Origin of the sequence: Croceibacterium ferulae (genome assembly GCF_003660445.1) — a bacterium.
Classification (GTDB): Bacteria; Pseudomonadota; Alphaproteobacteria; order Sphingomonadales; family Sphingomonadaceae; genus Croceibacterium; species Croceibacterium ferulae.
In genome coordinates, this window is record NZ_QZVQ01000002.1 from 214,789 (window position 1) to 231,006 (window position 16,218).

At 70.8% G+C, this 16,218-nt stretch carries 9 protein-coding genes; 6 read left to right on the forward strand and 3 right to left on the reverse strand.

What is annotated here, in order from left to right; translation table 11 throughout:
* Positions 1 to 3,429, forward strand: a complete 3,429-nt coding sequence (locus D5S08_RS01745; protein WP_121114894.1) for a chromosome segregation SMC family protein — start codon at positions 1 to 3, stop codon at positions 3,427 to 3,429.
* A 9-nt stretch (positions 3,430 to 3,438) separates the two neighbouring features.
* On the opposite strand, the gene D5S08_RS01750 is transcribed toward D5S08_RS01745, so the two are convergent.
* From D5S08_RS01750 to D5S08_RS01760, 3 genes are all read right to left on the reverse strand, one after another.
* Positions 3,439 to 3,978, reverse strand: coding sequence for a hypothetical protein (locus tag D5S08_RS01750; protein ID WP_121114896.1), 540 nt, complete (start codon positions 3,976 to 3,978; stop codon positions 3,439 to 3,441).
* A gap of 101 nt (positions 3,979 to 4,079) precedes the next feature.
* The gene (locus tag D5S08_RS01755; protein WP_121114898.1) at positions 4,080 to 5,450 is read right to left on the reverse strand and encodes a glutamate--cysteine ligase; all 1,371 of its coding nucleotides are present in this window, start codon (positions 5,448 to 5,450) and stop codon (positions 4,080 to 4,082) included.
* Positions 5,451 to 5,501: 51 nt separating this feature from the next.
* Entirely contained in the window at positions 5,502 to 6,245 is a 744-nt protein-coding gene (locus tag D5S08_RS01760; RefSeq protein ID WP_121114900.1) for a 16S rRNA (uracil(1498)-N(3))-methyltransferase, read from the reverse strand.
* A 39-nt stretch (positions 6,246 to 6,284) separates the two neighbouring features.
* Between D5S08_RS01760 and ubiA the strand changes: the two genes are divergently transcribed.
* From ubiA to D5S08_RS01785, 5 genes are all read left to right on the forward strand, one after another.
* Positions 6,285 to 7,190 (forward strand): 4-hydroxybenzoate octaprenyltransferase, encoded by a 906-nt coding sequence (gene ubiA / locus D5S08_RS01765; protein WP_121114902.1) that lies wholly within the window; start codon positions 6,285 to 6,287, stop codon positions 7,188 to 7,190.
* Positions 7,191 to 7,364: 174 nt separating this feature from the next.
* Positions 7,365 to 7,751, forward strand: coding sequence for a hypothetical protein (locus D5S08_RS01770; protein WP_121114904.1), 387 nt, complete (start codon positions 7,365 to 7,367; stop codon positions 7,749 to 7,751).
* The gene (locus D5S08_RS01775; RefSeq protein WP_121114906.1) at positions 7,748 to 8,467 is read left to right on the forward strand and encodes a ParA family protein; all 720 of its coding nucleotides are present in this window, start codon (positions 7,748 to 7,750) and stop codon (positions 8,465 to 8,467) included. Before D5S08_RS01770 ends, D5S08_RS01775 begins: the two co-directional genes overlap by 4 nt.
* Before the next feature lie 2 nt (positions 8,468 to 8,469).
* Positions 8,470 to 12,942: a UDP-forming cellulose synthase catalytic subunit gene (gene bcsA, locus D5S08_RS01780; RefSeq protein WP_121114908.1), complete on the forward strand. Its 4,473-nt coding sequence runs from the start codon at positions 8,470 to 8,472 to the stop codon at positions 12,940 to 12,942.
* The gene (locus D5S08_RS01785) at positions 12,939 to 16,211 is read left to right on the forward strand and encodes a cellulose biosynthesis protein BcsC (protein ID WP_121114910.1); all 3,273 of its coding nucleotides are present in this window, start codon (positions 12,939 to 12,941) and stop codon (positions 16,209 to 16,211) included. Before bcsA ends, D5S08_RS01785 begins: the two co-directional genes overlap by 4 nt.
* Positions 16,212 to 16,218: the final 7 nt, after the last annotated feature.

Here is a 16,218-nt window from a genome sequence, read left to right on the forward strand (position 1 = left end):
ATGCTGATCCGCCGGCTGAAGCTCAGCGGGTTCAAGAGCTTTGTCGAGCCGGCGGAGCTGGTGATCGAGCCGGGGCTGACGGGTGTCGTCGGCCCCAATGGCTGCGGCAAGTCCAACCTGCTGGAAGCGATCCGCTGGGTCATGGGCGAGAACTCGCCCAAGTCCATGCGGTCGGGCGGGATGGAGGACGTCATCTTCGCCGGCACCGCGCAGCGCCCGCCGCGCGACTTTGCCGAAGTGCTGCTGCAGGCGCAGGCAAGCGACGGCGAACCGCTGGAGGTGACGCGCCGGATCGAGCGCGGCGCGGGTAGCGCCTATCGCGTCAATGGCCGGGATGTGCGCGCCAAGGATGTGGCGCTGGTGTTCGCCGACGCCGCCACCGGCGCGCATTCCCCCGCCCTCGTAAGCCAGGGGCGCATCGCCGGGATCATCGCCGCCAAGCCGGCGGAACGGCGCATGATGCTGGAAGAGGCGGCCGGGATCGCCGGCCTGCATGTGCGCCGGCGCGATGCCGAGAACAAGCTGCGCCAGACAGAGACGAACCTTGCCCGGCTGCAGGACCTGCTGGCCGGGCTGGACAGCCGGATCGCCGGCCTGCGACGGCAGGCGCGGCAGGCCGAACGATACCGCAGCCTGAGCGAGGCGATCCGCGTGGCGGAGGCGCGGCTGCTGTTCGCCCGCTGGCGCGATGCGGCGGCGGCGGCGGAGGCGGCGCGCAAGGAGGCTGCCGGGGCCGAGGCGAGGGCGGCGGAGGTCCAGGGGCAGCTTGACGCCGCTCAAAGATCGCAGCGTGACTTAGCCGTGCAGCTTGCGGCGGCACGCGACGCGGTGGCCGACCGGCGTGACGATGCCACGGCGCAGGGGCACCGGATGGCCGCGCTCGCCAGCCAGCTGGAAGCGGCCGAGCAGCGGCTCGCCGATCTCGACCGGCAACATGCAAGACTGGAGGAGGATCGCGGCGACGCCGACCGCCTGACCCGTGACGCCGCCACCGCGCTGACCCGGCTGGAGGGTGAACTCGCCGCAGCGCAGGAGGCGCTGGCGGCCGACGAGGAGCGCCGCCCGGCGCTGGCTCGTGCGGCGGAGCAGGCGGAAGGCGCCGCCCGCGCCGCCGAACTGGCGCAGGCACAGGCGCTGGCCGACCATGCCGGCGTGGAGGCGGAATGGCGCGTGGCGGAGGCTGCACTGGCGCAAGCCCGGACACAGGTGGAGCGGCTGGAGGCGGAGGCGCGCCGGCTGGCGGGGCAGCGTGCCGCCCTGCCCTCCGCCCAGGCCGAAGCGGAGGCCTTTGCAGCGGCGAGCACCGCCGTGGTCCAGGCGGCCACGCTGCTGGCCACTCGGCGGGAGGAGCTGACGGCGATGCAGGCCCGCAAGGAAGAGTTGCGGCAGACCGGCGACCGCGCCGCTGCCACCCTGTCCGCGGCGCGCGCCGAACTGGCCGGCGTGGAGCGTGAATGGCAGGCGCTGCAGCGCGACCGTGCGGCGCGCGCGAAGCAGGCCAGCAAGGGTGCCGGCGCCCTGCCCATCGCGCTGGACAGGGTGCGTGCCGCGCCCGGCTACGAACGCGCGCTGGCCGCCGTGCTGGGGCGGGATGCGCGCGCCCTGCTGGGTGCGGCGGGTGATGGCGAGGGACGGTTCTGGACCGGGGCGGCGGTGCCCGGGGCTGTGACGGACAGCCTGGCGGAGCATGTGCCCGGTGCCCCGCCCGAGCTCGCCGCCCGGCTGGCGCTGGTCCATGTGGCGGAGCGGGATGACGGGCGCGGGCTGCGCCCCGGCGAATGGCTGGTGACACTGGACGGGCGCCTGCGCCGGTGGGACGGCTTCGTGGCGCGCGGCGAGGGCGCGGCAGAGGCAGCGCGGCTGGAGGCGGAGAACCGCTGGCTAGAACTCGATGCAGCCCTGCCCCCGCTGCGGGCCGCGGCCGAGCGGGCGGAGGCGGAGCAGCGCGAGGCAGCGGTGGAACTGGGCGAGTTGCAGCGCCGGCTGGTCGCCGCCGAACGCGCCGTCGGCGAAGCGGCAGAGGCGGAGCGCGCGGCCCTGCGCCGGCGCGACCAGGCGGAGGCGGCGCGGGAACGTTCCGCCGGACGACTGGCCGAACTGGCGCGGGCGGAGGAGGAGCTGGCTGGACGGCAGAGCCAGGCAGAGGCCGAGCTTGCCGTGGCCCGAGAAAGACGCGCCGCCCTGCCTGATCCCGCCACCGGGCGGGCGGCGGTGGATGACGCACGCGCCCGCTACGAAACGGCGCGTACCAGCTTGCAGACTGCCGCCGCGGCGCTGGCCGCGCATGACCAGGCGCTGGCCGTGCGCCGCGAACGGGCTGCGGCCGGCCGCGCCGACATGCGCGGCTGGCAGGCGCGCGCGGGCGATGCGGCCAAGCGGCTGGCGGGGATGGATCGCCGCTTCGCCGAGATTGCCGAGGAGCGCGCGGTGATCGCCGCCAAGCCGCCAGCGCTGGCGCGCGAACTGGACGCCGGCGAGGCCTTGCGCGAGCGGCTGGCGGCGGCCTTGCGTGAAGCGGAGGCGGCGCTGGCACAGGTCACGACAGAAGCGACCGCCGCCGACAAGGCGCTGGCCAGCGCCAACGAAGCCCTGGCCGGCGCGCGGGAGGCACGCGCCGGGGCGGCGGCACGGGCCGAAAACGCCGATGCGCGCCGGGTGGAGCTGGCCCGCAGCGCCGGCGAACGGTTCGGCTGCCCGCCGCCGGTATTGACCGAACGGTTCGGCTTCGCGCCTGCCGATGTGGGCGCGGCTGAGGCGCAAGGGACCGATCTGGACCGGCTGACCGCCGAGCGCGAGCGGATCGGCCCGGTCAATCTGGTGGCGGCGGACGAGCTGGCCACGGCGGAGGCAGAACAGGGCACCGGCGCCGCCGAGCAGGCGGAGCTGCTGGAGGCGGTCAATCGCCTGCGCGGCTCCATCGGCAGCCTGAACCGGGAGGGGCGCGAACGTCTGCGCGCCGCGTTCGAGCAGGTGGATGGCCATTTCCGTCGCCTGTTCACGCAGCTGTTCCAGGGCGGGCAAGCCAATCTGGCGCTGATCGATGCGGACGATCCGCTGGAGGCCGGCCTCGAAATCTACGCCCAGCCGCCGGGCAAGCGGCTGCAATCGCTGACGCTGCTATCTGGCGGGGAGCAGGCGTTGACCGCGGTGGCGCTGATCTTCGCGCTGTTTCTGACCAATCCGGCCCCGATCTGCGTGCTGGACGAGGTGGACGCCCCGCTGGACGATGCCAATATCGATCGCTTCTGCGACCTGCTGGACGCGATGGTGCGCGAAACCGCCACCCGCTACCTGATCGTGACTCACAACGCCGTGACCATGAGCCGGATGCACCGCCTGTTCGGTGTCACCATGGTGGAGCAGGGCGTCAGCCGCCTGGTCAGCGTGGACCTGGTCGCGGCGGAGGAACTGTTGCTGGCGGCGGAGTAGACGCCGGGCTCAGACCAGCGCCAGCACCACGCCGCCGATCGCCGCCCACGGCAGCACGGCGGCCGCGCCGAGGAACATCAACCGCTTGCGCAGCGGCCACTTCTCGTCGGCGCGCGCTTCCGGTTCGATCAGCCAGTCGGCATCCTCCTGGTCGACCGGCGGAGACGCCGGCGCAGGTGGGGACGGCAGCAGGGGCAGGCCGCGCTCCTCCTCCAACTGGCGGATCTCGCTGCGCAGCCGGGCCGCGCTGAGATCTGCGTGGGTGAGCGGTTCGGTGAAGTTGCAGCCGATCATCGCCCCGCTGCGCCACACGATCTGCGCGGACCGCCGGCGGCCATCGCGCAGGCCCACCTCCAGCTGCTCGGCCAGCACCGCGCTGTCGCCCGTCAGCTGCGCCAGGAACCCGGTGGCGGACAGGTTCTGGATGGAGGCGGGGATGGCCGCGCCGCCATTGGGGCCGAACAGGCTGACACCCAGCCACAGGCCAGCGCGCGGCATGGCGCGCCGATCGGCATCGGGGTTAGGCTGCAGGTCGGGCAGGCTCGCCATCAAACATACTCCGGCACCGGGTCCACGAGGGACGATCAGGCACCGGAGTTACGGCGAACAGGTAAAGATTTGGTGAGCCGCTGGCGCAAACCCGGCTGGCGTCAGAAGCTGTCTTCGTACGCCCGGCTGATGTCGCCGCCCCATTCGCCGTGGAACTTGTCCAGCAGCCGCTGTGCCGGAACCTTGCCGCTGCTGACGATCTCCTCCAGCGGTTCAAGGAAGCCGGCCTCGCTGTCGCCACTACCGTTCAGGCGATTGCGCGCGACCAGCCCGGCGCGGGCGATCGGCAGCACTTCGCGGGCGAGGTCCAGCAGGCGGCGGTTGCCCGGTACCGGTGCATCCAGCCCCAGCCGCGGCACGGCGGTACGCAGCGCCTCCCGCTCCTCCATCGACCAGCCTTTCACCAGGTCCCATGCGGCATCCAGCGCCGCATCGTCATACAGCAGCCCGACCCAGAAGGCCGGCAGCGCGCAGATCCGGTTCCACGGTCCGCCATCGGCGCCGCGCATCTCCAGAAAGCTCTTCAGCCGCACCTCGGGAAAGGCGGTGCTGAGGTGATCCCACCAGTCGCTCGCCGTCGGCTTCTCGCCCGGCAACGCGGGCAGGCGGCCATCCAGGAAATCGCGGAAGCTCTGGCCGGAGGCATCGATGTAGCGCCCTTCGCGGAACACGAAATACATCGGCACGTCGAGCATGTAGTCGACATAGCGTTCGTAGCCGAAATCCTCGTCGAACACGAAGGGGATCATGCCGGTGCGGTGCGGGTCGGTGTCCGACCAGATGTGGCTGCGATAGGACAGGAAGCCATTGGGCTTGCCTTCGGTGAACGGCGAATTGGCGAACAGCGCCGTGGCCAGCGGCTGCAACGCCAGGCTGGTGCGGAACTTCTTGGCCATGTCGGCTTCGGACCCGTAATCCAGATTTACCTGGATCGTGCAGGTACGCAGCATCATGTCGAGACCCATCGTGCCCACGCGGGGCATGTGGCGCAGCATAATCTCGTACCGGCCCTTGGGCATTATCGGCAGCTCGTCCCGCCGCTTGTCCGGCCACATGCCGAGGCCGAGGAAACCGGTGCCGGTCTCCTCCCCGATGGCCTTGACCTGAGTCAGGTGGCGGCCCGTCTCTGCGCAGGTCTGGTGCAGATCTTCCAGCGGCGCGCCCGACAGTTCCAGCTGCCCGGCGGGTTCCAGGCTGACGGTGCCGTCCGGCCCGCCCATGGCGATGACGTGGCCGTTCTCCTCGATCGGGTGCCAGCCGAACCGGTCCAGCGCCAGCAGCAGGTCGCGAATGCCGCCCGGCTCCTCATAGGACGGGGCGTGATGATCCGCGCGGCTGTAGACCAGCTTTTCATGTTCGGTGCCGATGCGCCATTGCGACTTCGGCTTCTCGCCCAGCTGCATCGGGGCGACCAGATAGGCGCGGCTTTCGATCGGGGGTTCGGCGGCCTGGGGCGCGGTGCGCGTGCTCATGATCGCGCCGTTACTGACAAGCCTTGCCGCGCGCCAGCGATAATCACCGGCTCACCAGTCGCCGGCCACCGCCATCCACAGTGCGGTGGCGGCGATGGCCGCTGTCTCTCCGCGCAGGATACGCGGGCCCAGCGTGATCGGCCGCGCTTGCGGATGCGCCCGGATGGCGGCCCGTTCGGCATCGTCCCAGCCGCCTTCCGGCCCGGTCAGCAGCCCGGCGGGGCCGGGATGGGCGGCGAAGCTGGCCCGCGCCGGCTCGCCGCCGGCCTCGTCCGCGAAGAATAGTGCGCGATCCGCCGGCCAGCCGCGCAGCAGTGCGTCGAGCTTGGTCACGGCGGCCAGTTCGGGCAGCGCGGTGCGGGCGCATTGCTCCGCCGCCTCCGTCACCTGCGCGCGGGCGCGATCGGGATTGAGCCGGTCCGCCACGCAGCGACGGGCCAGCACCGGGTGGATCGCGCGCACGCCCAGTTCCGTCGCCTTTTCCAGCAGCAGGTCGAACCGGTCCTTCTTCAGCAATGCGGGGCACAGCCGGAAGTCGGGCACCTGCTCGCGCGGGCGGAGCAATTGGCGGGGCGTCAGCACCAGCGCCTTCTTGCCGGCCTCCACCACCTCGGCCGCCCATTCGCCGGTCACATCGTCGCACAGCACCACGGCATCGCCGGGGCCAGCGCGCATGACGCGCAGCAGATAATGCGCCTGCCCTTCCCCGATGGTGACGGCGGTGCCTTCCGCCAGCGGATCGGGGACGAACAGGCGGGGCGCACTGCGGGGCGGCCATGCGGGGGTGGCGGGCATGGCTAGGCACTAGCGGCCAGTCTGGTTAGGAGGCAAGCCATGGCCGACACCGTCCTTACTCCTGACAGCCAGCACCGTGGCCTTGTCGCCCGCCTGCCGCAGCGCCCGCGCGATCTGGCGCTGCTGGCCCGGTTCGACCGGCCGATCGGCTGGTGGCTGCTGTTCTGGCCCTGTGCCTGGGGCGTATGGCTGACCGGCACCGGCCTGCAACCGCTGCTGATCGGCTGGCTACTGCTGGGCGCAATCGCCATGCGCGGCGCGGGCTGCGTGTACAACGATATCGTCGATGCCGATCTGGACCGGCAGGTGGCCCGCACCGCGGCACGCCCCATCGCCAGCGGGCGGGTCAGCGTGAAGGCGGCCTGGGCCTGGCTGCTGGCCCTGTGCGCGGTCGGCCTGCTGGTGCTTTTCCAGCTGCGCTGGCAGGCACAGCTGGTGGCATTGGGCAGCCTGTTCCTGGTCGCTGCCTACCCCTTCATGAAGCGAATCACCGGCTGGCCGCAGGCGTGGCTGGGGCTGGTGTTCACCTGGGGGGCACCCGTTGGCTGGATCGCGCTGCGGGGTGACCGGCTGGAGGTGCTGGCGGCCCTGTATGTCGGCAGCATCTTCTGGTGCATCGGTTACGACACGATCTACGCGCTGCAGGACCGGGAAGATGACGCGATGGTCGGCATCCGGTCCAGCGCGCTGACGCTGGGCACGCGGGTGCGCGCCGGAGTGTGGGCCTGCTACGCGCTGGCGGTGGCCGGCTGGGGCACCGCCTTCTGGCTGCTGCGGGGGGACTGGCTGGCGGTGCTGGCGGTCGTGCCGGCAGCGGCGCATCTGGCCTGGCAGGTTGCCACGCTGCAGGCGGACGATGCGCTCAACCCGCTGGCGCGGTTCCGGTCGAACCGCTTTGCCGGCCTGCTGGTGGCGCTGGCCTGCCTGGTGGTCGGCAACGCCTGACCGGCAACGGATTACCGCCCTTGCCCCGGTAACCGCCCGCTAACCTTTCTACCCCATTCAGCCTGATTGTACGCACAAGACAGTCGCTTGCGGTTCGTCGCAACCTGAGGGACATCTGTCGCAAAGCACCCACGGCAAGGACAGCCGTGCTGCGGGCCTGAGGGGTTTTACACGGTGGCGATTCGAAACGACGTCAGCAGCCTGCTCGACAGGATCGGCCGGCATGATCTGCGGTATCGCGAATTTGGCGATCCGCTGGGCGACATGGAGATGTGGCCCATCTTCGAAGCCCTGCTGCAGGATCGCCGGATCGTGGGCGAGGCGCCGAGCGCGCTGGACCAGCGCCGACGCAGCCAGGCCGTGCAGCAGCGGATGGTGGCGGCCCCGCTGCCCGCCGACCCGACCCCGCCGCCGCCGCCGCCCCCACGATCGCAGCCGCCATTATCTGTCGCTCCGCAGGCGCAACCGGTGCAATCGCCATCGCCAGCAAATGATGCGCAGGTCCGCGCCTTCTTCGGGCAACTGGGTGCCGGCACCCGCACCAACGGGCGTGACCAATGAGCCTGATCCTGTTCCATTCGCCCAAGGGCGGCGTCGGCACCACCTTCCTGGCGGCGCATTGCGCCATGGAGCTGGCGACCCGCGGCCATGACGTGGTGGCGATCGACTTCACCTACCAGGCCACACTGAAGCTGTTCTTCGGCCTGCTGCCCGATCAGCCACTGGTAAAGGCAGGCGACACCAGCGGCGACGAGATCGTCGTTGCCGGGGTGGAGCTGTTCGACGGGGAGGAACTGGGCCGTTCCCCTGCGTTCCGGCAGCTGCTGTCACAACCGGGCGCACAGCCCTTCCCCACCGACAAGGTGATCGTGGCGGACATCGCCGCGCATGACCGCGCACTGCGCCAGTTGCTGATGCCCCATGCCGCCCTGCATGTCGTCCCGCTGGTCCCGCGGCCGGCTGCGCTGGCGGCGCTGGTCCACGTCGATCCCGACACCCCGCTGATCGAGCTGGAACGGACCGCGCTGGTCCTCAACATGCTGGACGACACCCGCACGCTGGCGCGCCATTCGCGCGTGTTCCTGAGCGAGGCGTTCGGCGACCTTATGGCCGGATCCGTCCGCCGGGACGAAAGCGTGGCGGAGGCGATCGCGAACTTTGACTCGCTCGCCAAGCTGTTCCCGCACAGCCCGGCATTGGGCGACATCGCGCATCTGGCCGGCGTGCTGGAACAGCGTGCCGGGCTGGTCGCGCATGAAGCGCAGGCATCCGCGTGATCATGCCCCGCAGCCGCATCGGCAGCGGCCTCGTGTGGATCGCGGTCGCCGCGCTGGCCGTGCTGGTGGTGGGCGTGCCGCTGGCGCTGGGCGATCAGTGGACCTTTGCCTTCCTGACCATCGCCGGCGCGGTGTGGCTGGCCAGCCGGCGCACGCGATCCGCGCTGCTGACGCTGGGCATCCTCAGCCTGATCGTGTCCACCCGCTACATCTTCTGGCGCACCACGCAGACGCTGTCCTTCGACAGCCCGCTGGAAACACTGCTGGGCCTGGGCCTGTATGCGGCGGAGCTGTATGCCTGGATCATCCTGGTGCTGGGCCTGCTGCAGACCGCCTGGCCGCTGGAGCGGGGCAATGTCGCGCTGACGGGCGAGCCGGAGAACTGGCCGTTGGTCGACGTCTATATCCCGACCTACAATGAAAGCCTGTCCATCGTGCGGACCACCGTGTTCGCAGCGCTGGACATGGATTATCCCGCCGACCGGTTCCGGGTCTATATCCTGGACGACGGTAAGCGGCCGGAATTCCAGAACTTCGCGCGGGAGGTCGGCTGCGGTTACCTGACGCGGGCGGACAACAACCACGCCAAGGCCGGCAATCTCAACACCGCGCTTCGCAAGACCAGTGGCGATCTGATCGCGATCTTCGACTGCGATCACGTGCCGACCCGCGCCTTCCTGCAGCTGTCCGTCGGCTGGTTCCAGAAGGACCGCAAGCTCGCTCTGCTGCAGACGCCGCACCACATGTATTCGCCCGATCCGGTGCAGCGCAACCTGCGGTCCGTGAAGGACCAGCCGGGCGAAGGCGACCTGTTCTACGGCCCGATCCAGAAGGGCAACGACCTGTGGAACGCGGCCTTCTTCTGCGGGTCGTGCGCGATCATCCGACGGCAGTCGCTGGCCGATGTCGGCGGCTTCGCGTTCGAGACGGTGACGGAGGACGCGCATACCGCGCTGAAGCTGCAGCGGCGCGGCTGGAACACCGCCTATGTCGACACGCGCCTGTCCGCCGGTCTGGCGACGGAGCGGCTGGTGCTGCATATCGGGCAGCGCATCCGCTGGGCGCGCGGGATGACGCAGATCATGCGGATCGACAATCCGCTGTTCGGGCCCGGCCTCAGCTGGCAGCAGCGGCTTTGCTACCTCAATGCGATGCTGCACTTCCAGTTTCCGCTGCCGCGCATCGTGTTCCTGACCAGCCCGCTGGCCTATCTGCTGTTCGGCGCGAACATCATCCAGGCGTCCGCCTCCATGATCTTCGCCTATGCCCTGCCGCATCTGTACTGTTCCATGGTGGCCGGCAGCCTGACGCACGGGCCCGACCGGCGCCCGTTCTGGAGCGAGATCTACGAGACGCTGATCGCCTTCCATCTGGTCAAGCCGACGGTGCTGACCTGGTTTCAGCCGCGCAAGGGCAAGTTCAACGTGACCGACAAGGGGGAGACGCTGGACCAGAGCTTCTTCGACCGGCAGGCCGTGCGGCCGCATCTGCTGTGCATCGCGCTGATCGTGCTGGGCGTGGGCTGGGGCGCGGTGAAGCTGGTCTTCTTCCCTCATCTGTTCGACATTCAGGGCGATACCTTCGCGCTGAACGCGGCCTGGGCGACCTTCAGCCTGCTGATCCTGACCGCCGCCGTCTCCGTCGCCTATGAAGCGCGGCAGGCCCGCCGCTTCGTGCGCATCCCGGCCGACCTGCCCTGCACCATCCACTTCGCCAACGGCCACATCCTGGACGGCCGGACAGAGGAGGTCTCCATGGGCGGCCTGACCGCGCTGCTGCCGAAGGACATCCTGGCCGACACCAGCAAGTGGGAGCCGACCCATGTCTCCATGCCGATGGCGCACGAGACGCTGACCCTGCCGGTGCAGCCCGTCAGCCTGAAGAACGGCGCCGTGCGCGTGCGCTTCCCGCGCCTCGACCTACGGCAGGAGCGCCAGCTGGTGCGCGCCGTGATGGGCCGTGCCGATGCTTGGACCCGTTCCACCCCACGCCGGCAAGTGCCTGCCCTGACCGCTTTCAAGGACATTCTGGTGATCGCATTCGTCACGATCGGGCGCCTGCTCGGCTTCAACCGCGCGGAACGCCGCGCCGAAGCCGCCGCCATCCGCCTGCAGGAGGAAGAGAACCGCAAGCTGGAACAGGAACTGGGCGGGCGCCAGGGCGCGCTGCGCGGTGCATCGCGGCCCGGCCTGCCGGACCTGGAGCCGGTCGCCAGAACACGCCGCACCCTGCCCGCAGCGCTGGGCGCCATCGCCCTGCTGCTGGCGGGACTGCTGCTGCCCGGCCATGACGGCGCTGCCCGGGCGCAGGCCGGCCCGCAGCCCGGGGTGAACGCGGCCGCAACCACCAGCGCCGCCGGCACCACCCGCCGCGTGCTGACCCTGCGCGACCTCAGGATCCTGCGCCCCATCCGGCTGGAAGGCACCCGCGGAGAGATCGGCATCCCCTTCGGCATGCGGCAGGACGAGGTCGTCACCGGTGCCCGCATGGTGCTGAATTTCGCCAGCAGCCCCGCCCTGCTGGCGGATCTGAGCCAGCTGGTCGTGCTGCTGAATGACGAGGTCGTGCAGGTCATCCCCCTTACCGCGGCCGAGGCCGCCGGGCGGGTCGTCACCATCCCGGTCAACCCGGCGCTGTTCCTGCCCGGCGACAACCGGCTGAACCTGCGGCTGGTCGGCCACTACACCCGCGATTGCGAGGATCCGTTCCACTCCACCTTGTGGACCAACGTCAGCAATGTGCGATCCTGGCTGGACCTGAATGTGCAGCGCCTGCGCCTGCCGCCCGACCTTGCCCGCCTGCCGCGCCCGCTGTTCGATCCGGACCAGACCCAGACGCTGGTGCTGCCCTTCGTCTTCGGCGGCGCGCCCGATGCGCCGATGCTGGAAGCGGCGGCCGCAATCGCCGGCTGGATGGGCGCGGAGGCGAGCTATCGCGGGTTCGACTTCCCGCCGATGGTCGGCCGCCTGCCGCGTGGTGACGCGGTGGTGTTCCTGCGCGCCGGCCAGACCCTGCCCGGCATCACCCTGCCCGTCGGCGGGGCGCAGGCGCGGATCATCCCCAATCCCACCGATCCGTTCGGGCAGCTGCTGGTCGTCAGCGGCGCCAGCAATCGTGACCTGAAGCTGGCAGCCGCCGCCATCGCCAGCGGCCGGGTGGCGTTCCGCGGGCCGGACGCCCAGCTGAACGGCGCGCGCATTCCCGCCTACCCCGCCTATGGCGCGCCGCGTTGGCTGCGCACCGATCGCCCGGTCGCGCTGGGCGAGCTGGTCGCGGCAAACACCCTGCAGGGCATGGGCCTGCGCCCGGGCGCGCTGGCGGTGCAGTTCCGCGCCGCGCCCGACCTGTTCTTCTGGCCGCGCGACGGGGGTCATCTCGACCTCGACTACCGCTACCCCCAGGCTGACTGGATGGACAAGCGCGGCAGCCGGATGGACGTGTCGCTGAACGGCCAGTTCCAGCGCAGCCTGCCGCTGGCCCGGGCCAGCTGGTGGCAGTCGCTGTTCGGCAATTCGGCTGCCAGCTCCCTCACCAGCGATGCCCGCGTGACCCTGCCGCGCTATGACCTGTATGGTCAGAACGAGCTGGTGTTCGATTACAACATGGTGTTGGCCGACAAGCAGGAATGCAGCGGCACCCTGCCCGAGAATGTGCGGACAGCCGTGCTGCCGACCACCAGGATCGACCTGACGGACGCCTATCACGCGCTGCGGATGCCGGACCTCGCCAGCTTCGCCAATGCCGGCTACCCCTTCACCATCCACCCCGATCTGGCGCGCACCGCCGTGGTGCTGGGCCGGGCGCCCACGGCCGAGACGATCCGCGCCTTCCTGGTGCTGATGGGCCGGTTCGGCGATGCCACCGGCGCCCCCGCCACCCGCGTGCGGGTACTGGCAGAAGGCAATGAGCGTCAGCTGGACGGCCTGGACGTGATCGTGCTGGGCGACACGCAGCTGGCCGAAGGCAACCCGCTCTTCACCAATGCGCCGGTCTCTGGCAGCGGCGGGCGGCTGAGCGTGGTGCAGGGTTCGCCCGTGACCCGCGCCTTCGACGGCTACACCCCGTTCTCCGACCAGCAGGGAGAGGCGGCCGAGTTCGTGTCCACGCTGGACGGGTTCCAGGGCATTGTCGGGTTCCAGTCCCCCTACTCCGGCGACCGGTCCGTGGTGGCGATCCTGGCGGACGACCCCGCCTTGCTGCCACTGCTGGTGCAGAACATGGCCGACCTGCAGATCAACGCGCAGATTGGCGGCGACCTGTCCGTGTTCAATGGCGAGGGCATGAGCAGCTACGCCGTCGGCCCAAGCTACTGGAGCGGATCGCTGCCGCTGTGGGTGCGCATCGCCTACTGGTTCAGCCAGTACCCGCTGCTGCTGGCAGCGGGCGGCCTGCTGATCGCATTCCTGGTGGCCGGCCCGCTGCTGCTGGTGCTGCGCCGCCGTGCGGCCCGCCGCCTTGACGGAGAAGGTGCATGAGCCGGCAGGCGACACGCAGCCTCGCCCTGCTGCTGAGTGCCGGCACGCTGGCGCTGGGCGGCACCGCCCTGCCCGCCGGCCCGGCACAGGCGCAGGCCACCGGGGTGGAGGCGCTGCTGGCACAGGCGCGCTATTGGCGCAGCCAGGGGCGGGACGACCGTGCCCGCGATGCCTACCGCCGCGTGCTGCAGATCGATCCCGGCAATGCCGAGGCGCGACGCGGCGTGGCCGGCGGCGGCACACCCGCGCCGACAGCCCGGCCCGCCCCCAGCCCGGCACCCGCGCCTGCACCTGCACCTGCACCCGCAGCGCGGACCAGCGTCGCGCCGGCGCCGGCTGCCAGACCCGCAGCCCGCCCCGCCGCACCACGTGACACCGGCGGCGAACAGCGCGCGCAAGGTTTCCGGGCGCTGGAAGCCGGCCAGCTGGATCGCGCCGCCAGCCTGTTCCAGTCGGCGCTGGGCCGGAACCGGTCGGATGACGAGGCGCTGGGCGGCCTTGGCATCGTGCGCCTGCGCCAGAGCCGCTTTGTGGAAGCGCGCGACCTGCTGACGCGCGCCACCTCCCTGGGCAATGCGACCCAATGGGCCGATGCGCTGCGTAGCGCGCGTTTCTATGGCGGGATCGAGGAGGCACGCGCCACCCTCTCCGCCGGCGACGTGGCCGGCGCCGAGGCGCAGGCGCAGGCGCTGGTCCGCAGCGGGTTCGAAACGCCGGCGCCTGCGCTGCTGCTGCTGGCCGAAATCTACGAACAGCAGGGCCGCTATGCCGATGCGGCCGACATCCTGGCGCAGGCAGGCGCCAATCCCGGAGCCGAGGCCGACCAGCTGCAAAGCCGCGCCGCACGCAACCGTGCGCTGGCGGCAGCCCGCAGCGGCGATGCCGACACGGCAGAGGAAGCCTTCGTCAGCGGCCTGCTGCTCGATCCGAACGATCCATGGATCCGCTACGAGTTCGGCCGCTGGCTGATCGCCCGGGGCCGCGCGGCGGAGGGTGATTCCACGATTGCGGCGCTGTCCGGGATCGGCACGGCCGATGCGCTATATGCGGCGGCGCTGCTGCAGGAGGAGCTGGGCCGGCCGGGAGAGGCGCAACGGCTGGTCGATCGCATTCCCGATGCGGAACGGTCGGCGCTGGTCCGCAGCTTCGCCAACAGCCTGGCGCTGCAGCGGCAGCTGGAACAGGCGCGTGCGCTGGCGGCACAAGGGCAGGAGGCAGAGGCGAGTTCCACCCTGCGTCGCCTGGCCGCCGATCCCGCCTATGCCGCGCAACGCCCGCAGATCGCGCAGGCGCTGCTCGACACCGGCGACCGGGCGGGCGCGGCCGACGTTGCACGGGGCGCGCTGGCAGGCGGCGCGGCCGACGCTGCCGGCTACGAAACGCTGGTGCGCGTGTTGTCGGGTGCTGGAGCCGATGTGGAGGCGCGCGCCGCACTGGCGGGTGCGCGCCAGCGGCTGGGCGGCGCTCAGGTCGAACGGCTGGACGCGGTGCTGTCCGTCTCGCGGGCAGAACGGTTGCGGGCGGATGGCCAGCTGGCCGAAGCGTTCGACCTGCTGCAGGAAGCCTGGCGGGTGGAGCCGAACAGCACGGAGGTGCTGTTCCAGCTTGGCCTGCTGTACGAAGCCGGCAACATGCCCGCGCAGGGCGCGCAGACCTTCCAGCTGCTGCTGGCACGCAAGCCGGACGATGTGCCGGCCCTGCTCGGCCTGGCCCGCACCGCCACCGCCGCGGGCGACAACCGCCTGGCGGAAGATGCGCTGCGCCGGGCGATGGCGCAGGCGCCGGAGGATCACGAGGTCTATCTGGCGGCGGCCGATCTGGCGCGCGCACGGGGTGACGAGCGCCGGGCCGTGCGCCTGCTGGAGCAGGCCCGGCTGTTCTATGGCCGCAGCCGCGGGATGGCGCTGGGCGACCTGTCCGCCGGCAACCCCTTCGCCAGCACCGCGCTCGGCACCAATCCGTTCCGGGCGCAACAGGCGCGCGCGCAAGCCCCCGCCAGCATCAATCCCTTCGCCTTGAGCGGCGGCGATACCCGCCTGCCCGGCGATGCTGTCTCCACCGGTTTTCCACAGGCCTATGCACAGGACGAGCCGACCGTAGCGGCGGACCCGGTGCTGGCGCGGATCGACCGCGACATCCGCACGCTGAGCAACGAGGCCGGCCCGCGGGTCGAAGTCGATGCCGGCTTCCGCGACCGTTCGGGCGAGGAAGGCTTGAGCGCGCTCAGCGAGCTGAATGGCACCGCCCGCTTCTCCACCGATCTCGGCCCCGGCCGGATCGGTGTGGAGGCGGAGCTGGTCGCGCTCGACAGCGGCGTGCCCTCCCGCTCCGCCCAGGCCCGCTTCGGCCGCAACGCCACGGCAGAGGCGCAGGCGATCGTGGACGAGGTCGAGACTCCGCTGGTGCTGGCGCAGACGCAGCATGCGGCAGGCGTGGCGCCCAGCCTGTTCTATGCCGGCGACCGGTTCGATGCGCGGATCGGCACCACGCCATTGGGCTTCGAATATCAGGAGATCACCGGCCGGCTGGAGGCCCGCCCACGCCTCGGCCCCAGCACGGTCGCCCGGGCCTGGGTCGAGCGACAGGCGGTGGATGACACCATCCTGTCCTATGCCGGAACGCGCGACCCGGTGACGGGCGCCTTCTGGGGGCAGGTCATGCAGACCGGCGGCGGCGTGTCGCTGTCGTGGGATCAGGCCGGCAACGGCGTCTATGGCGATATCGCCTATCACCAGTATCGCGGGCGCGAGGTGGCGGACAATCACAGCGTGCAGGGCAATGTCGGTGGCTACCTGCTGCTGCATCAGGGCGCCCGCGACCGGATCGTGGCCGGGGCCAATTTCAATTATCAGGCCTACGACAACAGCCAGAACAACTTCACCTACGGTCATGGCGGCTATTTCAGCCCGCAGACCTTCCTCGCCGTCAGCTTCCCGCTGCGCTACATCCACACGGACGATCGCTGGGAAATGGAGCTGCAGGCCGCGCCCGGTTACCAGAGCTTCGATCAGGACCAGACGGCGATCTACCCCACCGATCCCGCCGCGCAGGCGCAGCTGGATGCGCTGAAGCAGATCAACACCGATGTGCGCAGCTATTATGACGGGCTCAGCCAGACGGGCTTCGCCTTCTCCGGCCGGGGCCGCGCCTCCTATCAGGTCAGCCCCCGTACACGCATCATCGGCGATCTGGGTTACGACACATTCGGGATCTTCAATGAATTCACCTCCACCATCGGGATTCGCCAGCAGCTCGGCGACGGCAATTAGGGTGCGC

What these genes read in the sequence shown, in the direction of transcription:
- D5S08_RS01760 (WP_121114900.1), bottom strand. Translation starts at nt 6,245, where the DNA reads ATGCCCGCCACCCCCGCATGGCCGCCCCGCAGTGCGCCCCGCCTGTTC.
- D5S08_RS01785 (WP_121114910.1), top strand. Translation starts at nt 12,939, where the DNA reads ATGAGCCGGCAGGCGACACGCAGCCTCGCCCTGCTGCTGAGTGCCGGC.
- bcsA (WP_121114908.1), top strand. Translation starts at nt 8,470, where the DNA reads ATGCCCCGCAGCCGCATCGGCAGCGGCCTCGTGTGGATCGCGGTCGCC.
- D5S08_RS01775 (WP_121114906.1), top strand. Translation starts at nt 7,748, where the DNA reads ATGAGCCTGATCCTGTTCCATTCGCCCAAGGGCGGCGTCGGCACCACC.
- ubiA (WP_121114902.1), top strand. Translation starts at nt 6,285, where the DNA reads ATGGCCGACACCGTCCTTACTCCTGACAGCCAGCACCGTGGCCTTGTC.
- D5S08_RS01750 (WP_121114896.1), bottom strand. Translation starts at nt 3,978, where the DNA reads ATGGCGAGCCTGCCCGACCTGCAGCCTAACCCCGATGCCGATCGGCGC.
- D5S08_RS01755 (WP_121114898.1), bottom strand. Translation starts at nt 5,450, where the DNA reads ATGAGCACGCGCACCGCGCCCCAGGCCGCCGAACCCCCGATCGAAAGC.
- D5S08_RS01745 (WP_121114894.1), top strand. Translation starts at nt 1, where the DNA reads ATGCTGATCCGCCGGCTGAAGCTCAGCGGGTTCAAGAGCTTTGTCGAG.